Source organism: Methylobacterium sp. Leaf108 (assembly GCF_001423265.1).
In the GTDB taxonomy this organism is placed as follows: domain Bacteria; phylum Pseudomonadota; class Alphaproteobacteria; order Rhizobiales; family Beijerinckiaceae; genus Methylobacterium.
In genome coordinates this window covers 249,809-271,680 of the sequence record NZ_LMND01000001.1, presented here as the reverse complement: position 1 = coordinate 271,680, position 21,872 = coordinate 249,809, and the positions used below count along the sequence as shown (strand labels likewise).

At 69.9% G+C, this 21,872-nt stretch carries 20 protein-coding genes and 1 tRNA gene; 9 read left to right on the top strand and 12 right to left on the bottom strand.

From position 1 onward, the window contains the following. Window positions 1–51: 51 nt before the first annotated feature. From ASF39_RS01350 to ASF39_RS20125, 9 genes are all read right to left on the bottom strand, one after another. Window positions 52–1,014, bottom strand: coding sequence for a type II secretion system F family protein (locus ASF39_RS01350; protein WP_055879292.1), 963 nt, complete (start codon window positions 1,012–1,014; stop codon window positions 52–54). Between the two features lie 95 nt (window positions 1,015–1,109). Beyond that, window positions 1,110–2,078, bottom strand: a complete 969-nt coding sequence (locus tag ASF39_RS01345) for a type II secretion system F family protein (protein ID WP_056280537.1) — start codon at window positions 2,076–2,078, stop codon at window positions 1,110–1,112. Between the two features lie 48 nt (window positions 2,079–2,126). Next, window positions 2,127–3,626 carry a CpaF family protein gene (locus ASF39_RS01340; RefSeq protein ID WP_055879286.1) on the bottom strand — a complete coding sequence of 500 codons (1,500 nt, stop codon included), beginning with the start codon at window positions 3,624–3,626 and terminating at the stop codon, window positions 2,127–2,129. 123 nt (window positions 3,627–3,749) lie between these two features. Next, window positions 3,750–4,994 carry an AAA family ATPase gene (locus ASF39_RS01335; RefSeq protein ID WP_055879283.1) on the bottom strand — a complete coding sequence of 415 codons (1,245 nt, stop codon included), beginning with the start codon at window positions 4,992–4,994 and terminating at the stop codon, window positions 3,750–3,752. A gap of 80 nt (window positions 4,995–5,074) precedes the next feature. Beyond that, complete coding sequence (locus ASF39_RS01330) at window positions 5,075–5,809, bottom strand: CpaD family pilus assembly protein (protein ID WP_055879278.1); 735 nt, start codon at window positions 5,807–5,809, stop codon at window positions 5,075–5,077. 74 nt (window positions 5,810–5,883) lie between these two features. Further along, window positions 5,884–7,434, bottom strand: coding sequence for a type II and III secretion system protein family protein (locus tag ASF39_RS01325; RefSeq protein WP_082494280.1), 1,551 nt, complete (start codon window positions 7,432–7,434; stop codon window positions 5,884–5,886). Window positions 7,435–7,488: 54 nt separating this feature from the next. Further along, a complete protein-coding gene (cpaB, locus tag ASF39_RS01320) occupies window positions 7,489–8,295 on the bottom strand; it encodes a Flp pilus assembly protein CpaB (protein ID WP_055879276.1) in 807 nt (268 codons plus the stop codon). A gap of 287 nt (window positions 8,296–8,582) precedes the next feature. Further along, complete coding sequence (locus ASF39_RS01315) at window positions 8,583–9,089, bottom strand: prepilin peptidase (protein WP_056280533.1); 507 nt, start codon at window positions 9,087–9,089, stop codon at window positions 8,583–8,585. A 148-nt stretch (window positions 9,090–9,237) separates the two neighbouring features. Further along, window positions 9,238–9,408 carry a Flp family type IVb pilin gene (locus ASF39_RS20125; RefSeq protein ID WP_082494279.1) on the bottom strand — a complete coding sequence of 57 codons (171 nt, stop codon included), beginning with the start codon at window positions 9,406–9,408 and terminating at the stop codon, window positions 9,238–9,240. Window positions 9,409–9,919: 511 nt separating this feature from the next. On the opposite strand from ASF39_RS20125, the gene ASF39_RS01310 reads away from it, so the two are divergent. The 4 genes from ASF39_RS01310 to ASF39_RS01295 all read left to right on the top strand — a co-directional run bounded on the left by ASF39_RS01310 (window position 9,920) and on the right by ASF39_RS01295 (window position 13,923). Next, window positions 9,920–10,435 (top strand): pilus assembly protein N-terminal domain-containing protein, encoded by a 516-nt coding sequence (locus ASF39_RS01310; protein ID WP_082494278.1) that lies wholly within the window; start codon window positions 9,920–9,922, stop codon window positions 10,433–10,435. Window positions 10,436–10,522: 87 nt separating this feature from the next. After that, entirely contained in the window at window positions 10,523–10,852 is a 330-nt protein-coding gene (locus ASF39_RS01305; RefSeq protein ID WP_056280530.1) for a hypothetical protein, read from the top strand. 143 nt (window positions 10,853–10,995) lie between these two features. Beyond that, window positions 10,996–12,288, top strand: a complete 1,293-nt coding sequence (locus ASF39_RS01300; protein ID WP_056280527.1) for an adenylosuccinate synthase — start codon at window positions 10,996–10,998, stop codon at window positions 12,286–12,288. Between the two features lie 237 nt (window positions 12,289–12,525). Beyond that, a complete protein-coding gene (locus tag ASF39_RS01295; protein ID WP_056280525.1) occupies window positions 12,526–13,923 on the top strand; it encodes a hypothetical protein in 1,398 nt (465 codons plus the stop codon). 70 nt (window positions 13,924–13,993) lie between these two features. On the opposite strand, the gene rpoH is transcribed toward ASF39_RS01295, so the two are convergent. Both rpoH and ASF39_RS01285 read right to left on the bottom strand, forming a co-directional pair. Beyond that, window positions 13,994–14,884, bottom strand: a complete 891-nt coding sequence (gene rpoH / locus ASF39_RS01290; RefSeq protein WP_055879259.1) for an RNA polymerase sigma factor RpoH — start codon at window positions 14,882–14,884, stop codon at window positions 13,994–13,996. 259 nt (window positions 14,885–15,143) lie between these two features. Continuing rightward, window positions 15,144–16,139 carry an RluA family pseudouridine synthase gene (locus tag ASF39_RS01285; RefSeq protein ID WP_056280520.1) on the bottom strand — a complete coding sequence of 332 codons (996 nt, stop codon included), beginning with the start codon at window positions 16,137–16,139 and terminating at the stop codon, window positions 15,144–15,146. Window positions 16,140–16,303: 164 nt separating this feature from the next. Between ASF39_RS01285 and ASF39_RS01280 the strand changes: the two genes are divergently transcribed. Then, a tRNA-Glu gene (locus tag ASF39_RS01280) sits at window positions 16,304–16,378 on the top strand. A gap of 151 nt (window positions 16,379–16,529) precedes the next feature. Here the strand turns inward: ASF39_RS01280 and ASF39_RS01275 are convergent. After that, complete coding sequence (locus tag ASF39_RS01275) at window positions 16,530–18,815, bottom strand: lytic transglycosylase domain-containing protein (protein ID WP_056280517.1); 2,286 nt, start codon at window positions 18,813–18,815, stop codon at window positions 16,530–16,532. A 200-nt stretch (window positions 18,816–19,015) separates the two neighbouring features. On the opposite strand from ASF39_RS01275, the gene dapA reads away from it, so the two are divergent. From dapA to ASF39_RS01255, 4 genes are all read left to right on the top strand, one after another. Next, window positions 19,016–19,912, top strand: a complete 897-nt coding sequence (dapA, locus tag ASF39_RS01270) for a 4-hydroxy-tetrahydrodipicolinate synthase (RefSeq protein WP_055879246.1) — start codon at window positions 19,016–19,018, stop codon at window positions 19,910–19,912. A 115-nt stretch (window positions 19,913–20,027) separates the two neighbouring features. After that, on the top strand, window positions 20,028–20,501 hold the full coding sequence (gene smpB, locus ASF39_RS01265) for an SsrA-binding protein SmpB (RefSeq protein ID WP_056280514.1): 474 nt from the start codon (window positions 20,028–20,030) through the stop codon (window positions 20,499–20,501). Between the two features lie 43 nt (window positions 20,502–20,544). Continuing rightward, on the top strand, window positions 20,545–21,123 hold the full coding sequence (locus ASF39_RS01260) for a peroxiredoxin (protein ID WP_056280512.1): 579 nt from the start codon (window positions 20,545–20,547) through the stop codon (window positions 21,121–21,123). A gap of 57 nt (window positions 21,124–21,180) precedes the next feature. Beyond that, entirely contained in the window at window positions 21,181–21,819 is a 639-nt protein-coding gene (locus ASF39_RS01255) for a uracil-DNA glycosylase family protein (protein ID WP_056280508.1), read from the top strand. Window positions 21,820–21,872 lie beyond the last annotated feature (53 nt).

Below are 21,872 nucleotides of genomic sequence, written 5' to 3'. Positions count from 1 at the left end.
GGCGCCCAGCCGTTCGGAGTGGAAGGGCAGGGCGGTGTCGGGCCGTCGGCGTCAGCGCATGACCTGGATCGCGGCCGGGGTCAGGATCACGACGAAGAGCACCGGCAGGAAGAACAGGATCATCGGCACCGTCAGCTTGGGCGGCAGCGCGGCGGCCTTCTTCTCGGCCTCGTTCATGCGCATGTCGCGGCTTTCCTGGGCGAGCACGCGCAGGGCCTGGCCCACCGGCGTGCCGTAGCGTTCCGCCTGGATCAGCGCCGTGGTCACGGACTTGACGGCGTCGAGCCCGATGCGGTTGCCGAGGTTCTCGTAGGCCACCCGCCGGTCGGGCAGATAGGACAGCTCCGCCGTCATCACCGCCAGTTCCTCGGCCAGGGCGACGGACTGGATCGCGATCTCGGAACTCACCTTGCGGAAGGCGTGCTCCACCGACATGCCGGATTCGACGCAGATCAGGCTGAGGTCGAGGGCGTCCGGCCAGGCCGCCCGGATCTCGGTCTGCCGCTTGGCGGTCCGGTTGGACAGGTAGATCTCCGGCGCCTTGATGCCGAGGAAGGCCGCCACGATGACGATCATCACCCGGATCAAGACCGGCTGGTCGAGGACCTGCAGCACGAACAGGTAGAAGATGCTGAGGACGAGGAGGACGATCGGCATGATCAGGCGGAAGAACAGGAACCCGGTCTCCGCCCCCGGCGACCGGAAACCGGCCGTCAGCAACTGGCGCTTGGCGCTCTCGGTCCCGAGCCAGCGGCTGAGGTTGAACTGCTCCACCACGCGTTTCATGTAGGCCTTGGGCGCCACCCGCAGGGAGGCCTTGGCCCCCAGCTTCTCGCGTTCGCGCCGCCGGATCTCCTCGCGCTCGTTGCCGACCATCTTCATGCGCTTGTTGAGGCGGTCCGGCTCCATGATCGGCTGGAGAAGGGCGAACACCGTCGCCGCCGAGGCGATGCCGACGAGCACCATCGCCATGAAGCGGGGGTCGATCAGTTTGTCGGCGATGGCGGTGATCATGCTGGCGGTCCGTGCGGACGAAGGTCGGTGGGCTGCGCCGGGCGCGGCGCGGGACGGGGGCGGTTCGCGGCGACGCGGTCCGTCCCCGGCCGGCGTCAGACGTCGAAGTTGATCATCTTCTTCATCGTGAAGACCCCGAGCGACATCCACAGCGCCGAGACCACCAGGGCGACGCGGCCCATGTCGGTGGTCCAGAGCAGCGAGATGTAGTCCGGGCTGGAGAGGTAGGTCAGGATCGCCACCACGAACGGCAGGGCCGCGATGATGCCGCCCGAGGCCTTCGCCTCCATGCTCATCGCCTGGATCTTGCCGGCCATCTTCTTGCGGTCGCGCAGGACGCGCGAGAGGTTGCCGAGGGCCTCCGACAGGTTTCCGCCCGAGCTCGACTGGATGCTGATGACGATCGCGAAGAAGTTCACGTCCGCCACCGGCACGCGCTCGTAGAGTTTCTGCATCACCTCGCCGATCGGCAACCCGAGAGTCTGGGCCTCCACGACCTGCCGGAATTCGGAGCGCAACGGATCTTCCGTCTCGCGGGAGATGATCCGGAAGCAGTCGCCCAGGGGGATGCCGGCCCGGATGCCGCGGGTGATGATGTCGATCGCCGTCGGCAGTTCCTTGATGAAGGCCTTGATGCGTCGCTTGCGCAGGTGGTTCAGCATCCATTGCGGCAGGCCGAGGGCGCCGGCGAACACCGCCCCGAGGGCGGCGATCGGCGTCTTGGTCACGAGGAAGATCACCAGCGCGAAGACGATGCCCATCGCGGCCGAGGCGAGGTAGAACTTCTGCTTCGACCAATCGAGGCCGGCGCGGGCGATCTTGAGATCGAGGCTGACCTTGCCGCCGCTGGCCTTGGCGTCGATCTCCTTGAGGCTGCGCGCCACCTGGTCGCGACGGTTGACCGTGGCCGCGCGGGCGGCCGGCGTCGTCACCACGCTCATGGCCTTGCGCCGCTTGTCGGCCCGGTTCTCGCCGGCGATGTAGGGGGCGAGGAACGCATAGGCGACGCCGCCGGCGGCGATCGCCATGAGGGCGCCGGTCAGGGCGAGGTTCGTCCCGTTCATGGCAGGGTTCTCACGGCAGGGAACTCATGTCGGGCGGACCATCGCGGGTCACATCGGATCTCCGTCGAGGGCGGCGGCGGCGTCGAGGGCGGCGGCGAGCGCCTGGTCCTCGCCGTAGTAGCGGGCGCGCTCCCAGAAGCGCGGGCGGCCGATGCCGGTGGAGCGGTGCCGTCCGATCAGGCGTCCGTTCGCGTCCTCGCCCCTGATGTCGTAGACGAACAGGTCCTGGGTGATGATCACGTCGCCTTCCATGCCCATCACCTCGGTGATGTGCGTGATGCGGCGCGAGCCGTCCCGCAGGCGCGTCGCCTGCACGATCACGTCGATCGAGCCGCAGATCATCTCGCGCAGGGTGCGCGAGGGCAGCGTGAAGCCACCCATGGTGATCATCGATTCGATACGCGCCAGGGCCTCGCGCGGGGAGTTTGCGTGGAGCGTCCCCATCGAGCCGTCGTGGCCGGTGTTCATCGCCTGGAGCAGATCGAAGGCCTCGGGTCCGCGCACCTCGCCGACGATGATGCGTTCGGGCCGCATGCGCAGGCAGTTCTTGACGAGGTCGCGCATGGTGACCTGGCCCGAGCCCTCCATGTTGGCCGGGCGGGTCTCGAGGCGCACGACGTGGGACTGCTGCAGCTGCAGCTCCGCCGCGTCCTCGCAGGTGATGATGCGCTCGTCCTCGTCGATGTAGCGGGTGAGGCAGTTCAGGAGCGTCGTCTTGCCTGAGCCGGTGCCGCCGGAGATCACGACGTTGCAGCGTACCCGGCCGATGATCTGGAGGATCTTGGCGCCCTCCGGCGAGATCGCGCCGAACTTCACCAGCTGGTCGAGGGTCAGCTTGTCCTTCTTGAACTTACGGATGGTGAGGATCGGCCCGTCGAGGGCCAGCGGCGGGGCGATGATGTTGACGCGCGATCCGTCCGGCAGGCGCGCGTCGCAGATCGGCGAGGATTCGTCGACGCGCCGGCCGACCTGGCTGACGATGCGCTGACAGATGTTCATCAGCTGCTGGTTGTCGCGGAAGCGCACGTTGGTGAGCTGGATCTTGCCGCCGACTTCGATGAAGGCGCGGTTGGCGCCGTTGACCATGATGTCGGCGATGTCGTCGCGGGCCAGCAGCGGCTCGAGGGGGCCGTAGCCGAGGACGTCGTTGCAGATGTCGTCGAGCAGTTCCTCCTGCTCGGCGATCGAGAGGACGATGTTCTTGAGGCCGATGATCTCCGAGACGATGTCGCGGATTTCCTCGCGGGCGGTCTCGGCGTCCAGGCGCGAGAGCTGGGCGAGATCGATCGCTTCGATCAGCGCCCCGAAGATCATGCTCTTGGTGCGGTAGTAGTCCTCGGACTTCTGCGCCTCCTGCACCGCGACCGGCTCGGGCCGACGCGAGGATTCGTGACGCGCGCCGTCCTGTCGGGACCCGTCCGGGCGCGTCACGTCCTGGCGCTGCGCCGGCTGGGGCTTCTCCTCGCGCACGGACACCGGCACCTGCGTGCGGGCCGGGCCCGGCGCTGGGGCCTGCGCGGCGGCCGCGCCGTTTCTCCTACCGAACATGACGGCAAACCTCGGCGGTCATCGTGATACGGGCGGTCATCGTGATGCGGGATGCCGGCTTCGCGCCGTTGGGTGTGCCCCGGGCGCGACGCCGTGGCATCGCGGGATCGACGACCGCGGGCATCACGAGGCCTTGCGCCGGGCGATCTTGGCCAGGAACGGCTCGAGCAGGTTCGCCCGGCCGCGCTTGACCTCGGGACGGCCGGTGAGCTTGGCGGCGAGGTCGGCATAGACCTCCGACGCCTTCGCGCCGGGCTGGATCTCGGCGATCATCTGGCCGTTGTTGGCGGCCGTGCCGAACAGGGCCGGATCGAAGGGGATGCTGGCCGTGAGCGGCGCATCGAGGGCCTTGGCGAAGTCGGCCGCGCCGATCTCGGGGCGCTTGGGCACGCCGACGCCGTTGAGGACGATGCGCGGGCGCGCGTCGTTGGGGCGGTTCTGCTGGAGCAGGGTCAGCAGGTTCTTGGCGTTGCGCAGGGAGGCGAGCTCGGGAGCCGCCACGATGACGATCTCGTCCGCGGCGATCAGCAGCCGCCGCGTCCAGGCCGACCATTGGTGGGGGACGTCGAGGATGATGCAGGGCACCGCCGCGCGCAGCAGATCGACGAGGTTGTCGAAGGCCGGCTCGGACAGGTCGGTGGTGCGGTCGAGGATCGCGGGCGCCGAGAGCAGGCTGAGGTTGTCGCTGCATTTCGAGAGCAGGCGGTCGAGGAGGTTGCCGTCGAGGCGCTCGGGCGCGAACACCGCCTCTGCGATGCCCTGGGGCGGGTCCTGGTTGAAGTTGAGGCCCGCGGTCCCGAAGGCGATGTCGAGGTCGGCGATCACCGTGGCGGTGCCGTGGCCGCGGGCGATGGTCCAGGCGAGGTTGTGGGCGATGGTCGAGGAGCCGACGCCGCCCTTGGCTCCCACCACCGCGATGGTGCGGCCCACGGGCTTGGCGCCGGGCGCCGTGAACAGGTCCGAGATCGACTGGATCAGGGTGATCGGGTCGACGGGCGCCATCAGGTATTCGCTCACCCCCCGCTGCAGGAACTGGCGGTAGAGCTGCACGTCGTTGACGTGGCCGATGACGATGACCTTGGTGCCCTCGTCGCAGACCTCGGCCAGGGAATCGAGGCATTCGAGGGGGCGCGACTTGGCCCCTTGCGTCTCGATGATGATGACGTTCGGGGTGGGGGCGTGGCGGTAGGCTTCCACCGCGGCCGGCCCGCCACCCATCTGCACCTTGACGTGGGCCTTCTGCATGCGCCTGTCGAGGCAGGCGGCCTCGATCATGCCCGCCGCGTCCTGGGTCTCGCAGAAGGCCTGGATCGTGATGCGTGGCACCGGTGCGATCAGGCGCTCGGATGTCTCGTGCAGGTCCGCCATGGTCGGTGATCCGGTTCAGGTTGCCGCGGTGAAGACGGCGAGGCTCGCGGTGGTCCCGACATGCGCGACCCGCGTCTCGCTCAGTTGCCGACCTGCGACTTCACGCTCGTCTGCCCATCTTGATTCCATCTGGTTGACGGATCCTTGCCTTGGCGCAGTTTTCCGATGTCCAGGGTGCGCCGGACGGAGTCGACCGGACCCTCCGGGCGGCCGCGCACGAGGTCGACCGGGTCGGCGACCTGGGCGGCGAAGTTCGTCTGGGACGCGCAGCCGAAGTTCCAGGACGGCTCGTTGCGGTTGCTGGTGACGGGATCGCTGACGCCGAGGTCGCCCGGCCAGGTGCCGCACTGGCTGGCGACCTTGGCCTCCATCCGCTGGAAGCTCACCCGCACCGGCGCCGACAGCGCGGGGTTGGCCACCGCGTAGTTCTCGACCACGATCTGGCGCGGGGGCACCCCGCCCTCGGCCGCCACCCGGCGGATCGACGCCGCGGTGCGCTCGACTCCCGCGCCCACCGCCGGCGATACGCCGCGGGGCATGTCGAGGACGAGGACGCCGCGGCCGAAGCGGCGGAATTCGAGGACGAAGGCGTCGAGGTCCGCCGTCTGGCGCGGGTCGAGATGGCCGGTGCCCGTCACGAAGACGTCGAGGCTGCGCTGGTTGTCGGTGAGCACGATCGGATGGCGTGCCCGGTAGTCCGCCGGCGCGACCGAGCCGGTGGTGATCACCCGCTCCGAGCGGCAGGCGCCCAGCAGACCGGGCAGGGCCACGAGGGCCGTGAGGACGAACGCGGTCTTGACGGGTTTCGAGGTCATCGGTCGAGATCCTGGTGGCGCCGGAGCGTTGACGGGGATGGCCGCGCTGGGCCTGGAGCCGGACGGGGCCGCCGTCAGTCCGTGATGAAGCCGACCCGGCCGCGATAGGTCGGGCCGAGCGGCGCGGCGCCCGCGCCGCCGTAGAGGCGGTTGACGCGCCCGAGCAGGATCGCCTGGCTGTCGGAGGCATCGACGAACCCGTCGTCGGGGCGCGCCACCTGCTTGGCCTCCATCGGCTTGGCGATGTAGGGCGTCACCATGATCATCAGTTCGGTCTCGTCGCGCTGGTAGTCGCGCGAGCGGAACAGGGCGCCCAGGATCGGCAGGTTGATGAGGCCGGGCAGGCCGGTGATGGCCGCCCTGTTCTTCTGCTGGATCAGGCCGGCGGTCATCATCGTGGCGCCGGAGGCGAGCTCGATCGTCGTCTCCGAACTGCGCACGGTGAAGCCGGGCACCGCGGTCGTCGTGCCGCTGAAGTTGATGTTGAGGGTGTTCTGCTGGTCGATCTCGGTGACGTCGGTCCCGACGCGGATCGAGATGCGGTTGTCGGCCAGCACCACCGGGGTGAAGCTGAGGCTGACGCCGTAGGGCTTGAAGGTGATGCTGGGCTGGCAGCTCTGGACGCCGGTGGTCGACGCCGAGCAGGCGAGGGCGCCGGGCACCGGCAGCTGGCCGCCGGCCGTGAACTTGGCCGCCTCGCCGGAGATCGCCGTCAGGGTCGGCTCGGCCAGGATGCGCGAGACGCCGGCCTGCTCGAACGCCTGCAGCGTCGCGGAGATGCCGTTCCCGGTGAGGTTTCCCAACGCGTCGGTGGCGCCGATCACGCCGCCGATCCGGTTGCCGGCCGGAAACCGGCCGCCGTTGATGCCCAGCGGCGCGGTGTTGGCCAGGCGCAGGCCCGACCAGCTGCCGCTGACGTTGATGCCGAACTGCTTGAGCACCGTGCGCGAAACCTCGACCACGGTGACGCGCAACATCACCTGGTCCTTGCCGCGGATGGTGAGGTTGTTGACGACCGTGCCGCGCAGGCCCCCCGCTCCCCCGCCGGCGCCGAGGCCGACGAAGGCGTTGGCGATGTCGAGGGCCTGGGCGGCCTCCGCCGCCGAGTTGACCGTGCCCGTGAGCAGGATCGAGTCGCCGGCGGCGCGCACGTCGAAGCGGGCACCGGCGATGCTCTGGTTGAGGGTCTGGCGCAGCACGTTGAGGTCGCGCGCCACGGTGACGTCGAGGGCGGTGATCTGGCGCCCCTCGGCGTCCATGATGAAGATCGAGGTGGCGCCGTTCTCCATCCCGATGATGAACACCTTGCGGGTGGAGCGGACCACCGCGTTGGCGACCTTCGGGTTGGCGACGAACACCTCCTTGGCGTCCCGCGGCAGATCGATGATCAGTGAGCGTCCGATGGTCAGGTCGAGCTTGCGCGAGGTGGCGGATTCGTCGCTGCCGACGTCGAGGACCGGTGCGGCGGTGAGCACCCCGGCGGGGCGCGCCAGTGCCGGGCCGGCTGCCGCGATGGCCCCGGCCAGGGCGACGGCCGCGACGAGGGCGTGACCCGTCGCGACGCGGCCGATGACGACTGGGGCGCGGGAATCGCGCTGCGACGGGCCACGGGATCTGCTGGTCATCGACGAATCCTTCGTGACGTTTCGGCGAGACATGACGTTTCGGTGAGACATGGCTCAGCGCCGCGATTGCTGTTTCGAGACGCCGAAGCGCACCACCGTGAGGGCCGCGTCGGAGCGCGTCTCGACCGGCGCCTCGGCCTCCGTCGTGGTTCGACCGGAGTCGACGAGGCTGCGCAGCGACAGGGACAGGGAGCCGACCTTCTGCGCCAGGGTGACGAGTTCCGCCTGGGCGGGCGTCAGGGCGAGGGTCGCGGTCTCGCCGGTGACGACGGTGGCGCCGTTCTTCTCCTGGACGATCTGGCCGATGGCCAGAACCCGCACGTCGGTCAGCAGGGTCTCGGAGACCTGGCCGTCGCCGGAATTGCCGGGTTCCTCCTCGCGGAAGGTGCGGATGAGGTCGACATGGTCGTTGGGGAGGATGAAGCCGCCGGCCGAGCTCGACCCGCGCGTGTCGATCACCACGGCGACGGCGCGCATGCCCGCGGGCAGGATCGCGGCCATGAAGCCGCCGTCGGACCGCGCCAGCTTCTGTGGTCGCACCGGCTCGCCGGGAAGGAAGGCGGTGCGCACCACCGATCCGGCGATCTCCTCGAGGCCCTTGGGCGAGGCGGTGCGGGTGATGTAGCCGGCGGTCACGCCCTGCTCCGGCCAGGCCTGCCAGCGCAGGTCGGCCGGCCGGATGGTCTGCCCCATCGGCAGCTCGGCGGCGGCCACGAGGACCTCGACCACGGGCATGCTGGGCGGCGGGGGGGCCGAGGCGATGGGTTGCGGCGCGGGCGCTTCGCCACCGCTCATGAGGTAAGCGGCAGCGCCACCCGTGGCGAGGGCAATCCCGAGGACGGCAAGGCGCGCTGGTTTCATTGCCGGGCTTCAACCTGCTAGGGCGACCACTCGCCGCCGATCAGGACGATGCTCCGGGAATCCTCAAATTACGGTTAACACTTGGTAGGATCCCTGCTGGGTCTTCGATGCCGACTTGACACCGGGCCCCGGCCGATCCCGTGCGCGGACGCGATCCGTCGAGCGGACGTGGACGACATCGCGTCGACGGCGTCGCAATGCGGATGTCGACGTCGCGCAGGGGATGCCGGATCACCGCGGGAGGGGCGGTGCACGGTCACGCCCGGCCAGCGGCCGGACCGATGGTTTCACGCGGCGAGGGCGCGCGACCAGACTAATGTCTCGGGAAGCACCACCAGGGCCGATGCCGCCAGGGCGATGCCGTAGGGAACGCCGGTCTTGCGGTCGTGGAGGTGCAGGACGAAGGGAAGACGGCCGGCGATGAAGGGGAGCGGATAGCTGCGGGACACCAGGAGCAGCAGCGTCAGGGCACCCCCCGCGATCGAAGCCACGATCAGATAATCGACCAGGTGGTCGAACCCGAGCCAGAGGGCGGTGGCGGCCGCGAGCTTGGCATCGCCGCCGCCGATGACGCCGAGGGCGAACAGCGTGAAGGTGACCGCGAGCACCAGGCTGCCGGCACCGACGTGCAGCCCGACTTCGGTCCAGGTGAAGCCGCAGGCGGCCGCGAAGGCGAAGAACCCGATAAGCAAGATGAGCGACACCCGGTTGGGGATCGTCATCGTCAGGAGATCGCTGGAGGCCGCGTAGGCCATCAGGAACGGGAATACGACGAGGAGTCCCAGCGTGCCCATGGCGGTCTTCCCATGACGTGGAGGTCGGCGACGGATCGGGCGACATGGAGACGAAGAACGGAAACGAGGAAAGGACCAGACACTCGCCTGGCCCCTTCCATCACCCCAGGACCGGACGATCGTACGAAGCGATCGTCGGATGTCCGGCTTACGAACCCTTGATGTTCGAACCGATCTTGACGAAGGTCGCGTTCAGGTTGGTGCCGATGGTGGTCAGAGCGGTGATCACGACGACGGCGATGAGGGCGGCGATGAGGCCGTACTCGATGGCGGTGGCGCCGGACTCGTCGGAAGCGAAGCGCTTGAAGATGCTGGTCATGGGGTGCGTCCTTGTTTGACGATCTACGATGCGTCCTCGAAGACCGTCGCGGCTCATTCGGTGACAGGTGCAGATTGTCAGGAGCGCCTTGAGATTAGGTTAAATCGGTCACCGAAACGGGATCGGGCCGGTAGGGACGTTTCTGTGGTAAAATTGCGCTTAATCGCCTGGCGGCGCAGGGTCGGAGGCTAGGTCGAGACTATCGACCCCGCCGCGGGGGTGCATGCCAAGGTTCGGCTACACGAACACGTGATCGATGGGGCCGCGGGGGGAGATTTTGCGACGCACACTTATGAAGTGCGGTCGTCCTCGCGCCACCGCCCTCGGGGCCGTCCGATCGCCGCCAGCGCCGGATTTAGCGGTTCGTTCACTCTTCCATGATGTTCTTGCCCGGCACCGTCGTTCCGGTCGCCGCGAGATCGAGAGCAGTCTCGGTCGTCCGGCCCGGACGATCCGGCCGCCGGCACGCTTGGGCCGATCGTCGCCTCCTGACGCAAGAGTCGTGTTTCCCATGTCCGATCGGCTCGCTACCACCTCCCGCCCCTCGCCCGCCCGCCGGGCGTGGCGCGCGGCCCTCGTCGTGGCCGGGGCGATCGCGCTGTCGGCGGTGGCCGATATCCGGGACGGCGCGGCTCAGGGCGTTCCCGCGGTGATCACCGTGACGGTCGACAACGCCAAGGTGATGCGGCTGCCCGAGAAGACCCGCACCGTCATCGTCGGCAATCCCATGGTCGCCGACGTGTCGCTCCAGAAGAACGGCGTCCTGATCCTGACCGGCAAGAGCTTCGGGGCCACCAACCTGATCGCCCTCGACGGGACCGGCGAGATGCTGGCCGAATCCACCATCAGCGTGCAGGCCCCGCAGGCCTCGGTGGTGATGGTGCAGCGCGGGCTCGACCGCGAATCCTATTCCTGCACGCCGAACTGCCAGCCCTCGGTCCAGCTCGGCGATTCCTCCAAGTATTTCGGCGAGGTCAGCGGCCAGGCCGACACCCGCCGCAACCTGGCGACCAGCGGCGGCAAGTAGCGGCCCGCCGATCCCTCGGCCGGGGCTCGCGGGCATCGGAACCTCGTCGGCAACCGGCGGTTTCCTCCTCCAAGACCTGGAGGTCCCATGCCGAGCCTGACCCGTACCGCCACGCTCCTTCTCGCCGGACTGATCAGCAGTGCGGCTTTTGCCCAGTCCCCGGACGCTCCCCTCAAGGGTCGCGACACCGACCCGGCCCTGCCGCCGCCGAACCAGACCATCCCCGACAAGATCCGCCCCGAATCCGGCGACGCCACCGGTTCGACCTTGAGCGACAAGCTCGAAAAGAGCGACGGCGTCATCAAGCCGCCGGCCGGCATCAGCCCCGACATGACGGTCGCGCCGCCGGTGAAGGATCCGGGCGGCATGCCCGTGATCAAGCCCGGCCAGTTGCCCGGCAACGGCGAGGCCAAGTAGGGGCGGGGCCAAGCAGGGCATCCCGGACGGTCCGGGCGTCGCCTTGCAATCGACGATGAGATCGCCCAAGACAGCGGCGACATTAAGCCCCGGCCCGGCCCGGGGTTTTTCGCGTGGGCTGAATCAGGACAGGTTGATCACGGATGGCGAATGTCGTCGTCGTAGGCGCCCAGTGGGGCGACGAAGGCAAGGGTAAGATCGTCGACTGGCTCTCCGAGCAGGCCGACGTGGTTGTCCGCTTCCAGGGCGGCCACAATGCCGGGCATACGCTCGTGGTCGACGGCGTGACCTACAAGCTGGCGCTGCTGCCCTCGGGGGTCGTGCGCGGCGGCAAGCTCTCGGTGATCGGCAACGGCGTCGTGGTCGATCCCTGGCACCTCGTGGACGAGATCGCCCGGCTGCAGGCCCAGGGCGTCGAGATCTCGCCGAAATCTCTGCGTATCGCCGACAACGCCACGCTGATCCTGCCGCTCCATCGCGAGCTCGACCACTTCCGCGAGACCTCGGCGCCCGGCCTCAAGATCGGTACGACCAAGCGCGGCATCGGCCCGGCCTACGAGGACAAGGTCGGGCGGCGCGCGATTCGCGTCGTCGACCTCGCCGACGAATCGACGCTTGCCGGCAAGATCGAACGGGTCCTGGCGCATCACAACGCCCTGCGCCGGGGCCTCGGGATCGACGAGGTCGATGCCGAGGGGCTGCTCGCCGAGCTGAAGGCCATCGCGCCGACCATCCTTCCCTATGCCTCCGCCGTGTGGTCGCTCCTCGACGAGCAGCGCCGGGCGGGCAAGCGCATCCTGTTCGAGGGCGCGCAGGGTGCGCTCCTCGATGTCGACCACGGCACCTATCCCTTCGTCACCTCGTCCAACATCGTGGCGGCCCAGGCGGCGACGGGCTCGGGCATGGGTCCCTCCGCGATCGGCTACGTGCTCGGCATCGCCAAGGCCTACACCACCCGCGTCGGCGAAGGCCCGTTCCCCACCGAGTTGTTCGACGAGATCGGCGAGACCATCGGCACCAAGGGCCGCGAGTTCGGGGTGAACACCGGGCGCAAGCGTCGCTGCGGCTGGTTCGATGCGGTACTGGTGCGCCAGACGGTGAAGACGTCGGGCATCGACGGCATCGCCCTGACCAAGCTCGACATCCTCGACGGGTTCGAGAACATCAAGGTCTGCACCGGCTATCGCCTCGGCTCCGAGATCCTCGACCACCTTCCCGCCAACCAGGCGGCGCAGGCCCAGGTCGAGCCGATCTACGAGACCGTCGAGGGCTGGTCGGGCACCACCGCCGGCGCGCGCTCCTGGGCCGACCTGCCGGCACAGGCGATCAAATACGTCCGTCGCATCGAGGAGCTGATCGGCGCGCCCGTCGCCCTTCTGTCGACCTCGCCCGAGCGGAACGACACCATCCTGATGCACAATCCCTTCGAGGATTAGCCGCATCGCGGAGCGGGTTTCGCAAAAGCGGTCGCCGGGTTCACGTCGAAAACCTGCGGCTCATGAAGACGACGGGCAGGGTGAAGCGGCGGCGTGCCGACGTGAACCTGACTAGGACCACCGGCCCGGACCCTGGCGTTCGGTCCGGCCACGATCCGATGCTCCATCGACGAGCGAAGGCCGGCCCCGCGACACACCCGTTCGCGTGGCCACGGGAGAAGCGGACGAAAACGCACGATGGCCGACTACTACCCGTTGCTGGCGCGCGCGCTCGACGCCCTGCCCGACCGTTCCGCGGACCTGCGCAAGGCCGTGTACGACCGCGCGCGCGGGGCCCTGATCGGCCAGCTCCGTTCCATCGTACCGCCGCTCTCGGAGGTTGACATCGACCGTGAGCGGTCGGCCCTGGAGGCCGCCATCGAGCGGCTCGAGGTCGACTACGGCGGGGCGGCGATCGCTCCTGCCGCTCCGGTCCCCGCCGACGATCCGATGCCGGAGCCGTTGCCGCCCGAGCCGCCGGCTCCTGTCCTGCCGCCGGCCGATCCGGTCCTGCCGGAACCGTCGGTCCTGCCCCCGGCCGTGGCCCCCGTCATCCCGCTGCCGCCGCGCGCCCTCAAGGCCCCGGTCGCCGTCGAGCCGATTCGCGATACGGACGGGACGCCGCCGCAGCCTGCCCCGGTCGACGCGCCCCGGAACGACGCGGCCGCGGCCATCGACCCCGCCGCCCGTCTCGACGAGGAGAGCGAGGCCGGGACCCTGCCCGCCGATGCCGCAAACGGCCGGCAGCGGCCGCGCATCGACGTGGTCGCGCCCCGGCGCAGCAATGCCCGCCTGCTGCGCAACGTCTTCGTCGGCAGCGTCCTCGCCATCGTCATCGGGCTGATCGCCACGGCGGCCTACCTGCTGCGGGACCGCCCGAGCGATCTCCAGCCCGTGGCCGGCGACAGCCAGGGTGCCCCCGCCGACGGGGCCGACACGAAGTTCGCCGACCGCATCGGCGGCGAGGCCGCACCCATCGAGCGCCCCGCCACCGCGCCCGCCGCCAATTCGGGACCGCCCGCCCTGCCGACCCAGCCGGAGGTCGCGGTGGCGCAACGCGCGGTACTGATCGAGGAGAACCGCGACAACCCGAGCGCGGCGCCCGCGGTCACCCAGGGGAGGGCCGTCTGGCGCCTCGATGTCGTGAACGGCGAGCAGGGCCAGCCGCTCGAGACCGCCGTTCGTGCCACCATCGATTTTCCGGACGCGGGCCTGAGCCTCGCGATGACGATGCGGCGCAACCTCGATGCGACGCTGCCGGCCTCGCATACGATCGAGCTGGCTTTCACGAACACCGGTCCGGCCGGGTCGGCGCGGGCGGTGCAGGATGTCGGCCTGATCCAGGCCAAGGACGAGGAGAACGCCCGCGGTTCGCCCCTGTCGGGTTTGCCGGTCAAGGTCCGCGAGAACCTGTTCCTGATCGGGCTGTCGTCGCTGCGCAACGACGTCGAGCGCAACACCGACCTGCTGCTTCACAAGGGCTGGTTCGATCTCGCGTTGAAGTTCTCGGCCGGGCCGCGTGCGGTGATCACCTTCGAGAAGGGATCGTCCGGCATCCAGGTGATCCAGAACGCCTTCAACCAGTGGCGTCGCTGACGGGGTAATCACCCTGAGCGACCGGTCCGGGTGTGACCGTCACACCCGGACCCGGCACGGAAACGTCGGCTCAGGCGTGCGCGTCGGCCCGGGGTGCCTCGCGGCTGGCGAGGTTGCGCTTGACCGCTTCCTGGATCTTCTCGAACGCCCTCACCTCGATCTGGCGCACCCGCTCCCGGGATACGCCGAACTCCCCGGAGAGGTCTTCGAGCGTGATCGGGTCGTCGGCCAGACGGCGAGCCTCGAAGATGCGCCGCTCGCGCGGATTGAGCACCGAGAGGGCGTCGCGCAGGGCGGACAGACGGTTCTGCCCCTCCTGCTCGCGGGCCAGCACCGTCTCCTGGCTCGGCGTGGTGTCCACCAGCCAGTCCTGCCATTCGCCCTCGCCCTCCTCGCGCAGGGGCGCGTTGAGGGAGGTGTCTCCCGACAGGCGACGATTCATGTCGATCACGTCCTGCTCGGGGACACCGAGCTTGACGGCGATCTGCGCCACCTGATCCGGCTTGAGGTCGCCCTCGTCGAGGGCCGAGATCTTGCCCTTGGCCTTGCGCAGGTTGAAAAACAGCTTCTTCTGGTTGGCCGTGGTGCCCATCTTCACGAGGGACCAGGACCGCAGGATGTACTCCTGGATCGCCGCCTTGATCCACCACATGGCATAGGTCGCCAGGCGGAAGCCCTTGTCGGGCTCGAACCGCTTGACCGCCTGCATGAGGCCGACGTTGCCTTCGGACACCACTTCGCCGATGGGCAGGCCGTAGCCGCGGTAGCCCATGGCGATCTTGGCGACGAGCCGAAGGTGCGAGGTCACGAGGCGATGGGCCGCCTCGCGATCGCCTTTCTCGCGCCAGTCCTTGGCCAGGGTGAACTCTTCGTTCGGCTCCAGCATCGGGAACTTGCGGATCTCGTCGAGGTAGCGCGATAGGCCGCCTTCGTTGGCGAGCACGGGCAATGCGCCTGCCATGGTCTCAATCCTCCTTCGACGATCCCCCGATACGGGCGGATTTCAGGGAGCGCGACACCGCTCCCATTGAGCCGGCGACCTGCGCCCCCATCTCTAGTGGGTAACGGATCGGGCCGGTAGCCGGTTCACGAGTCGAACCGAAGCGATAACGCGCGGAAACGGACTCGGGCCGAAGGTGGCACGATTGGCCGCGCCTGCGAGTGCCGTTTCGCACCGACGCGACGAACGGACTTGACCGTTGCCGTGGCGCCACGGCGCCTCACCCATCGGCCTCCAGGGCCGCGGCGAGGGCCGCGAGGTCGGGCGGGAGCGGGCTTTCGAAACGCAGGGTCTGCCCGGTGCGCGGATGCGCGAACCCCAGCAGCGTGGCGTGCAGCGCCTGCCGCCCGAGGTCGACTAGTGCCGCCCGCGCCCCGGGTCCGAGCCGTGCGGCCTTGGTCTTGAAGGCACCGCCATAGACCGCATCGCCCAGGAGTGGATGTCCGCGATGGCTGAGATGCACCCGGATCTGGTGGGTGCGCCCGGTCTCGAGTTCGCAGCGCACCAGGGCGACGGGGGCCGCCGAGCCGAGGATGCGCTCGACCCGGTAGTGGGTGATCGCCTCGCGTCCCACCTCCGGCCGGACCACCGCGATCTTCTCGCGGTTGCGCTGGCTGCGTGCCAGGGGCGCGTCGATCGTCCCGCTGCGCGGTTCCGGTGCGCCCCAGACGAAGGCGAGATAGGCCCGCTCCAAGGGTCCTGTGCGGCCGTGGTCGGCGAATTGCGCGGTGAGCCCGTGATGGGCCCGGTCGTTCTTGGCGACCACCAGGAGGCCGCTCGTATCCTTGTCGAGGCGGTGGACGATGCCCGGACGCCGGACACCGCCGATGCCCGATAGGCTCGCCCCGCAGTGGGCGATCAGGCCGTTGACGAGCGTACCGCCCTCGTGCCCAGGGGCGGGGTGGACCACGAGGCCGGCCGGCTTGTCGACGACGATGAGGTCGTCGTCCTCGTGGACGATGGCGAAGGCGACGCTCTCGGCCAGCGGCTCGGCCGCCACCGCGGGCGGGACGACCACCTCGAAGGACGATCCGCGCCCGACCCTAATCGAGGGATCGACGATCACGACGCCCTCGCGGCGCACCTGCCCCGACTTGACCAGGTCTTGGAGCCTGACACGCGACAGGTCCGGCAGCGCCCTCGCCAAAACCCGGTCGAGGCGTTCCGGGGGGGCGTCCGCATCCAGCGTCACACGCCGGATCTCTGAATCCTGCACCGTTGCTCCCTTCGCTCCACGAGGCCGGGCCACGAAACCGCGCGGGGCGCGTTTTTCTCGCCCCCCGGGGCCTTGCTCCCGCCCACCGCCCTCGCTATAGCAACGCCCTCCGGACGCAAGTCGTCTCGCGCCGGAACAAGCGTCGGGGCCCAGGCCCCGACCCCGCGCCCATCGTCTAGCGGTTAGGACAGGTCCCTCTCACGGATCAGACCGGGGTTCGATTCCCCGTGGGCGCGCCATTCAGTTTTCGTCACATCGTGATCGTCGCGTGGCTTGCGAGCGACGGAGTCCGCTTCCGCGTGGCCAAACCGCGACGGGGCGGCCACGCGACGCTGCGGCTCCGCCTTCCCCGATCCCTCGCCGCGAGACCGCGCCTCGCGCCGGCCGCCTTCAGCGCGCGCCGCGCTGGAGGTCGTTCTCGATGAGCAGGGCGCTGCGGCCGTCGAGGCGGTTGCGGTAGACCTGCAGGTTCTCCATCACCCGCTGCACGTAGTTGCGCGTCTCGGTGAAGGGGATGCGCTCGACCCAGTCGATCGGGTCGACGCCGCTGCGGCGCGGGTCGCCGTAGGCGTCGATCCATTTCTTCACGTTGCCGCCGCCGGCGTTGTAGGAGGCGAAGGCGAGGATGTAGGAGCCGCGCCAGTCCTCCATCAGCTCGCCGAGGTGGGCGTGCCCCAGCCGTGCGTTGTAGGCCGGATCGCTGGTGAGCCTGTCCTGGTCGTAGGATGCGCTCACCCGCCGGGCCGTGCGCTGGGCGGTGGCCGGCATCATCTGCATCAGGCCGCGGGCCCCGACGCTCGATTGCGCGCGCGGATCGAACTGGCTCTCCTGGCGGGCGATGGCGAAGACCATCGCCTTCTCCACCAGCGGCACCGCGGCGGACGCCTCGTAGGCCGGGATGCCGATGGTGGGATAGGCGTGGGCGTCGAGGGGCAGGCCGCGCTGCACCGCGAGCTTGCCGATCGCCACCAGCGCCCGCGAGTCGCGCATCTCCACGGCGAGGTCCCCCAGCGCGGTGATCTCGGCCGGGTCGGTGAGGCGGGTGGCGATGTCGATGTAGAGCGGCAGCGCCAGTTCCTTGAGGGAGGCCGCCTCGAGCAGGCGCAGGGCACGCAGGCAGAGCCGGTCGTCGAAGGCGGTCCTGGCCTTTGACTCGAGGGGGACGACGCTGCGCAGGGGCAGGCTCGCCTCGCCGAGCTTCACCCGGGCGAGCTGGCCGTAATAGGCGATCGGCTGCAGGGCGGCGCGCTGGTAGTACGGGCGGGCGCTCTCCGCCCCCCCGAGGATCTCGGCGGCGCGGCCCTGCCAATAGGCGGCGCGTGCCAGCGAGATCGGCGTCTCCGCGATGGCGGCGGCGGTGGCGAAATGCCCTGCGGCCGTCGCCGCGTCGCCGGAAAAGCGCAGGGCGATCCAGCCGGCGTGGAACTCGGCCTCGATCCGTTTCTCCACCGTGCGGGCGCTGTGGCCGCTGGCGACCCGATAGGCGGTCTTGGCGTCGCCCATGTCCATGAGCTTGCGCGCCACGATCCGGCGCTCGACCCACCACTCGTCGCCATCGGCGAGCACGTCCGGGTTGGTGGGGGCGGCGGCCAGCATGGCGGCGGCCTCGACGGTCTTGTCGGCCCGGCGCAGGAACTGGGCCCGCGACATCAGGTAGGAGGAATCGTTGCGCAGGACGAGGGGGACCGCGTTGAGGGCCGCACCCGCGCCCGCGCTCTTGTCCTCCACCGCCCGGCGCGCCTTCACCAGGGTGACGTAGGAGGCGCCGGCATAGCCCGCCGCGCGGGCCGCGAGCTCCCAATCCTCCTTCAGGAGGGCCCGCTCCATGCGGAAGCGGTGGTCGGTGCGGGTGATCGCGCCGGGAAACGCATCGAGGATGCGCGTCTCGAGGGACTTGCCGAAGCTGTCGGATCGCCAGAGGTCGCGCACCAGGGCCACCGCGTCCTGGTCGAGGGCGTCGGCCTTGAAGGCCAGCGCCAGGGCGACCTTGCCCGGCACGCTGGCGGGCTTGGCGGCGGCGAAATAGGCGCGCACCACCGCCGGGCTCTTCTTCTCGGTGAGGAGGGCCTCCTCGGCGCGTCGCCGGATCAGGGCACCCGCCGGCCAGTCCGGTGTCGTGCGCATGAACGCCACGGTCCGTTCAAAGCCGATGCCGGCCCCGGCGCGGATCGCCACCCATTCGAGCAGGGCGCGCGCGGCCGGGTCCTTGAAGGCCTGCGCCGAGCGGTCGCCGTCGCCGACGCGGCCCTTGCGGTAGGCGTCGACGGCCTGGCGCAGGGCGTCGATGTCGGTGTCGCCCGAGCGCGACAGCCGGGCGGGATCGGGCAGCTCCGGCACCGGGGCGGCCGGCGTCACCGCCGCGTCGGGAAGCGGGAAGGCGATCGGCGCATCGGCATCGGCCGAGGCATAGGCGGACGCCGCGCTGCCCCTGATCGGGAGCGGGCCGGTGGACAGGGGCTTGGCGGCCGATTCCGGCGCCGTCAGCTCGACCTTGGCCGCATCGGCCGAGACCGGGTCCGAGATCGCCTTGTCTTCCTCGCGCTGGCCGGCGGCTGCCACGGCATCGCTGACGGGCACCGCCTCGTTGGAAAACCCGGGCCCCGCGGCGGCGAGGCCGAGCGCGAGGGCGAGGCAGGCCGTGGACAGGCCGCGGAAGGGGACGAGCGTGACCGTCATCGTGCGTCTGGTCCCATCGTGAATCGGGCTTGGAGCGCGGCCGTGGGACAGGCTGAGCCAAGCCCCGTTAAGGACGCGTTAACCGCGGGGCCGAAGCGTTTGCGCGGGCGCAGCCGACGGCCTATGTCTGCCCGGCTGCCGGGGCCGCGACGCCGCCATGGGCCCGCGAGCGTGAGAGATCGACGGCCGGGAACGCCAGGATGACCGAGACCACACGACGCCTGAAGGGCGCCATGACCGCCCTCGCCACGCCCTTCAAGGACGGCGTCTTCGACGAGGCCGCCTTCCGCGCCTTCGTGAACTGGCAGATCGACCAGGGCATCCACGGCCTCGTGCCCACCGGCACCACCGGCGAGAGCCCGACCCTGACCCACGACGAGCACGACCGGGTGGTCGAGGCCTGCGTGGCGGAGGCCGCCGGCCGGGTGCCGGTGATCGCCGGCGCCGGCTCGAACTCCACCTCCGAGGCGGTGGCGCGGGCGCGCCACGCCGAGGCGGTGGGCGCCGACGCCGTGCTGGTGGTGACGCCCTACTACAACAAGCCGACCCAGGACGGGCTCTATGCCCATTTCAAGGCCGTGAACGACGCGGTCGGCATCCCGATCATCATCTACAATATTCCTGCGCGGTCGGTGGTCGACATGAGTGTCGAGACCATGGCGCGCCTGTTCGAGCTCAAGAACATCGCCGGCGTGAAGGACGCCACGGCCAAGCTCGACCGGGTCAGTCTCCAGAGACAGGCCATGGGCGAAGACTTCATCCAACTTTCGGGCGAAGATGCGACGGCGCTCGGATTCAATGCCCAGGGCGGCGTCGGCTGCATCTCCGTGGTCTCGAACGTCGCCCCGCGGCTCTCGGCGACCTTCCAGGAGGCGACCCTGGCGGGCGATTACGCCAAGGCGCTGCAGCTGCAGGACGTGCTCCTGCCGCTGCACGTCGGGCTGTTCGCCGAATCGAACCCGTCGCCGGTGAAATACGCCCTGTCGCGCCTCGGCCTCATGCGCGACGAGGTCCGGCTGCCGCTCCTCACGGTGAGCGAGGGCACCAGGGCCATCGTCGACGCGGCCCTTCAGCACGCGGGACTGATCGAGGCCTGATCGCCCGGCACCGACGGCCCCGGCCGCCCTCGCAGAACGCGACGCGGCAAACCATATCCCGAATCCTACCCCAAGACCCGGTGGCACGGCGCACCCGGCCCCAACCGGCATCGAGATGGCTCCCAAACCCGAACCCTCCCGTCGCATCGTCGCGGACAACCGTGCGGCGCGCTACCACTACGAGATCTCCGACGTCATGGAGGCGGGCATCGCGCTGACCGGGACCGAGGTGAAATCCCTGCGCAAGGGCAAGGCGACGATCGGCGAGGCCTACGCCGGGCCGTCGGGCGACGACCTGATGCTGTTCAATGCCTACATCCCGGAATATCTCGAGGCCAACCGCTTCAACCACGAGCCCAAGCGCCCGCGCCGGCTGCTGCTGCACCGCCGCCAGATCGACAAGCTGATCGGCGCCACCCAGCGCGAGGGCTACACGGTCGTGCCGTTGAAGATCTATTTCAACGACCAGGGCCGGGCGAAGATCGAGCTCGGTCTGGGCCGTGGCAAGAAGCTCCACGACAAGCGCGAGACCTCGAAGCAGCGGGACTGGGACCGCGACCGCGCGAGGATCCTGCGGGACCGCGGGTAGGGACCGGGACCGCCGATAGGCCCGGAAGGCGAAGGAGGTTGCGATGGCGCAGGACTACACGGCACTCCCCGACGACCTGCCGGCACCGACCGACGACGGGGCCGCCCGGCATCTCGAGGGCATTCGCCTCCCCGACGTCTCGCTCTCGGCCACCGACGGCGGCCGGGTCTCGCTGGCGAGACTCGCCGGGCGCACGGTGGTCTACGCCTATCCGCGCACCGGCGAGCCGGGACAGCCCAACTTGGTGGCCGATTGGGACGCGATCCCCGGCGCGCGCGGCTGCACGCCCCAGACCTGCGGTTTTCGCGACCACCATGCCGAGCTGGTCGCCCGCGGCGTCGCACAGGTCCACGGCCTGTCGACCCAGACCAGCGCCTACCAGCAGGAGGTGGCGCAAAGGCTGCACCTACCCTTCACCCTGCTGGCCGACCCCCACCGCGCCTTCGCCATGGCGATCCGCCTGCCGACCTTCGAAGCGGCCGGCCAGATCCTGCTCAAGCGCCTGACGATGGTCGTCGACGACGGCCGCGTCACCAAGGTGTTCTACCCGGTGTTCCCGCCCGACCGCAGCGCGGCCGAGGTGCTGGCGTGGCTCGAGAGGGCGCCGTCGCCGGCGACGTGATCCCACCGTAGGCCGCCAGACCTCGCCGGGGAGGGGGCCGCGCCTTACCTCCCCGCCATGCCGCCATCCACGGGTTTCGATCGCACCGCCGCCGCCCTGCGTGCCTGCCGCCTTTGCCGCGACGCGCCGCGCTTCGGTGCACCGCTGCCGCACGAGCCGCTTCCGATCGTCCAGGGCACCGCCAGGGCTCGCCTCTGCATCGCCAGCCAGGCGCCCGGCACCCGCGCCCACCGCAGCGGCATCCCGTTCCAGGATCCGTCCGGCATTCGCCTGCGCGACTGGCTCGGGCTCGACGAGCCGGCCTTCTACGATCCGGACCGCGTCGCGATCCTGCCGATGGGGGCCTGCTTTCCCGGACTCGACGCCAAGGGTGGCGACCGGCCGCCTCGGCGCGAATGCGCGCCGCGCTGGCGCGACGAACTCCTCGCGGGCCTGCCGGCGCTCGATCTCGTCCTGGTCATCGGCCAGTATGCCCAGGCGTGGCACTTCGGGGCGATACCGGACGGGTTGACGGGGACGGTGAAGCGCTGGCGCGCCATCCTCGACGAGCCGCGGCGACCCCGCGCCCTGCCACTGCCGCATCCCTCCTGGCGCAACAACGGCTGGCTGAAGGCCAATCCTTGGTTCGAGCGGGAGCTGCTGCCGGCGCTCAGGGCCGAGGTGGCGGCGGTGATGGCGCCCGGGCCCAGCCCGTGACGTTGACAGGGCCGGGCTTTGGCGGGATTCCTCCCGCCGCCACACGGAGAACC

Excerpts from the sequence above, each read along its gene's own strand:
- ASF39_RS01350 (WP_055879292.1), bottom strand. The coding sequence starts at position 1,014 with ATGATCACCGCCATCGCCGACAAACTGATCGACCCCCGCTTCATGGCG.
- ASF39_RS01345 (WP_056280537.1), bottom strand. The coding sequence starts at position 2,078 with ATGAACGGGACGAACCTCGCCCTGACCGGCGCCCTCATGGCGATCGCC.
- ASF39_RS01340 (WP_055879286.1), bottom strand. The coding sequence starts at position 3,626 with ATGTTCGGTAGGAGAAACGGCGCGGCCGCCGCGCAGGCCCCAGCGCCG.
- ASF39_RS01335 (WP_055879283.1), bottom strand. The coding sequence starts at position 4,994 with ATGGCGGACCTGCACGAGACATCCGAGCGCCTGATCGCACCGGTGCCA.
- ASF39_RS01330 (WP_055879278.1), bottom strand. The coding sequence starts at position 5,809 with ATGACCTCGAAACCCGTCAAGACCGCGTTCGTCCTCACGGCCCTCGTG.
- ASF39_RS01325 (WP_082494280.1), bottom strand. The coding sequence starts at position 7,434 with ATGACCAGCAGATCCCGTGGCCCGTCGCAGCGCGATTCCCGCGCCCCA.
- cpaB (WP_055879276.1), bottom strand. The coding sequence starts at position 8,295 with ATGAAACCAGCGCGCCTTGCCGTCCTCGGGATTGCCCTCGCCACGGGT.
- ASF39_RS01315 (WP_056280533.1), bottom strand. The coding sequence starts at position 9,089 with ATGGGCACGCTGGGACTCCTCGTCGTATTCCCGTTCCTGATGGCCTAC.
- ASF39_RS20125 (WP_082494279.1), bottom strand. The coding sequence starts at position 9,408 with ATGACCAGCATCTTCAAGCGCTTCGCTTCCGACGAGTCCGGCGCCACC.
- ASF39_RS01310 (WP_082494278.1), top strand. The coding sequence starts at position 9,920 with ATGTCCGATCGGCTCGCTACCACCTCCCGCCCCTCGCCCGCCCGCCGG.
- ASF39_RS01305 (WP_056280530.1), top strand. The coding sequence starts at position 10,523 with ATGCCGAGCCTGACCCGTACCGCCACGCTCCTTCTCGCCGGACTGATC.
- ASF39_RS01300 (WP_056280527.1), top strand. The coding sequence starts at position 10,996 with ATGGCGAATGTCGTCGTCGTAGGCGCCCAGTGGGGCGACGAAGGCAAG.
- ASF39_RS01295 (WP_056280525.1), top strand. The coding sequence starts at position 12,526 with ATGGCCGACTACTACCCGTTGCTGGCGCGCGCGCTCGACGCCCTGCCC.
- rpoH (WP_055879259.1), bottom strand. The coding sequence starts at position 14,884 with ATGGCAGGCGCATTGCCCGTGCTCGCCAACGAAGGCGGCCTATCGCGC.
- ASF39_RS01275 (WP_056280517.1), bottom strand. The coding sequence starts at position 18,815 with ATGACGGTCACGCTCGTCCCCTTCCGCGGCCTGTCCACGGCCTGCCTC.
- dapA (WP_055879246.1), top strand. The coding sequence starts at position 19,016 with ATGACCGAGACCACACGACGCCTGAAGGGCGCCATGACCGCCCTCGCC.
- smpB (WP_056280514.1), top strand. The coding sequence starts at position 20,028 with ATGGCTCCCAAACCCGAACCCTCCCGTCGCATCGTCGCGGACAACCGT.
- ASF39_RS01260 (WP_056280512.1), top strand. The coding sequence starts at position 20,545 with ATGGCGCAGGACTACACGGCACTCCCCGACGACCTGCCGGCACCGACC.
- ASF39_RS01255 (WP_056280508.1), top strand. The coding sequence starts at position 21,181 with ATGCCGCCATCCACGGGTTTCGATCGCACCGCCGCCGCCCTGCGTGCC.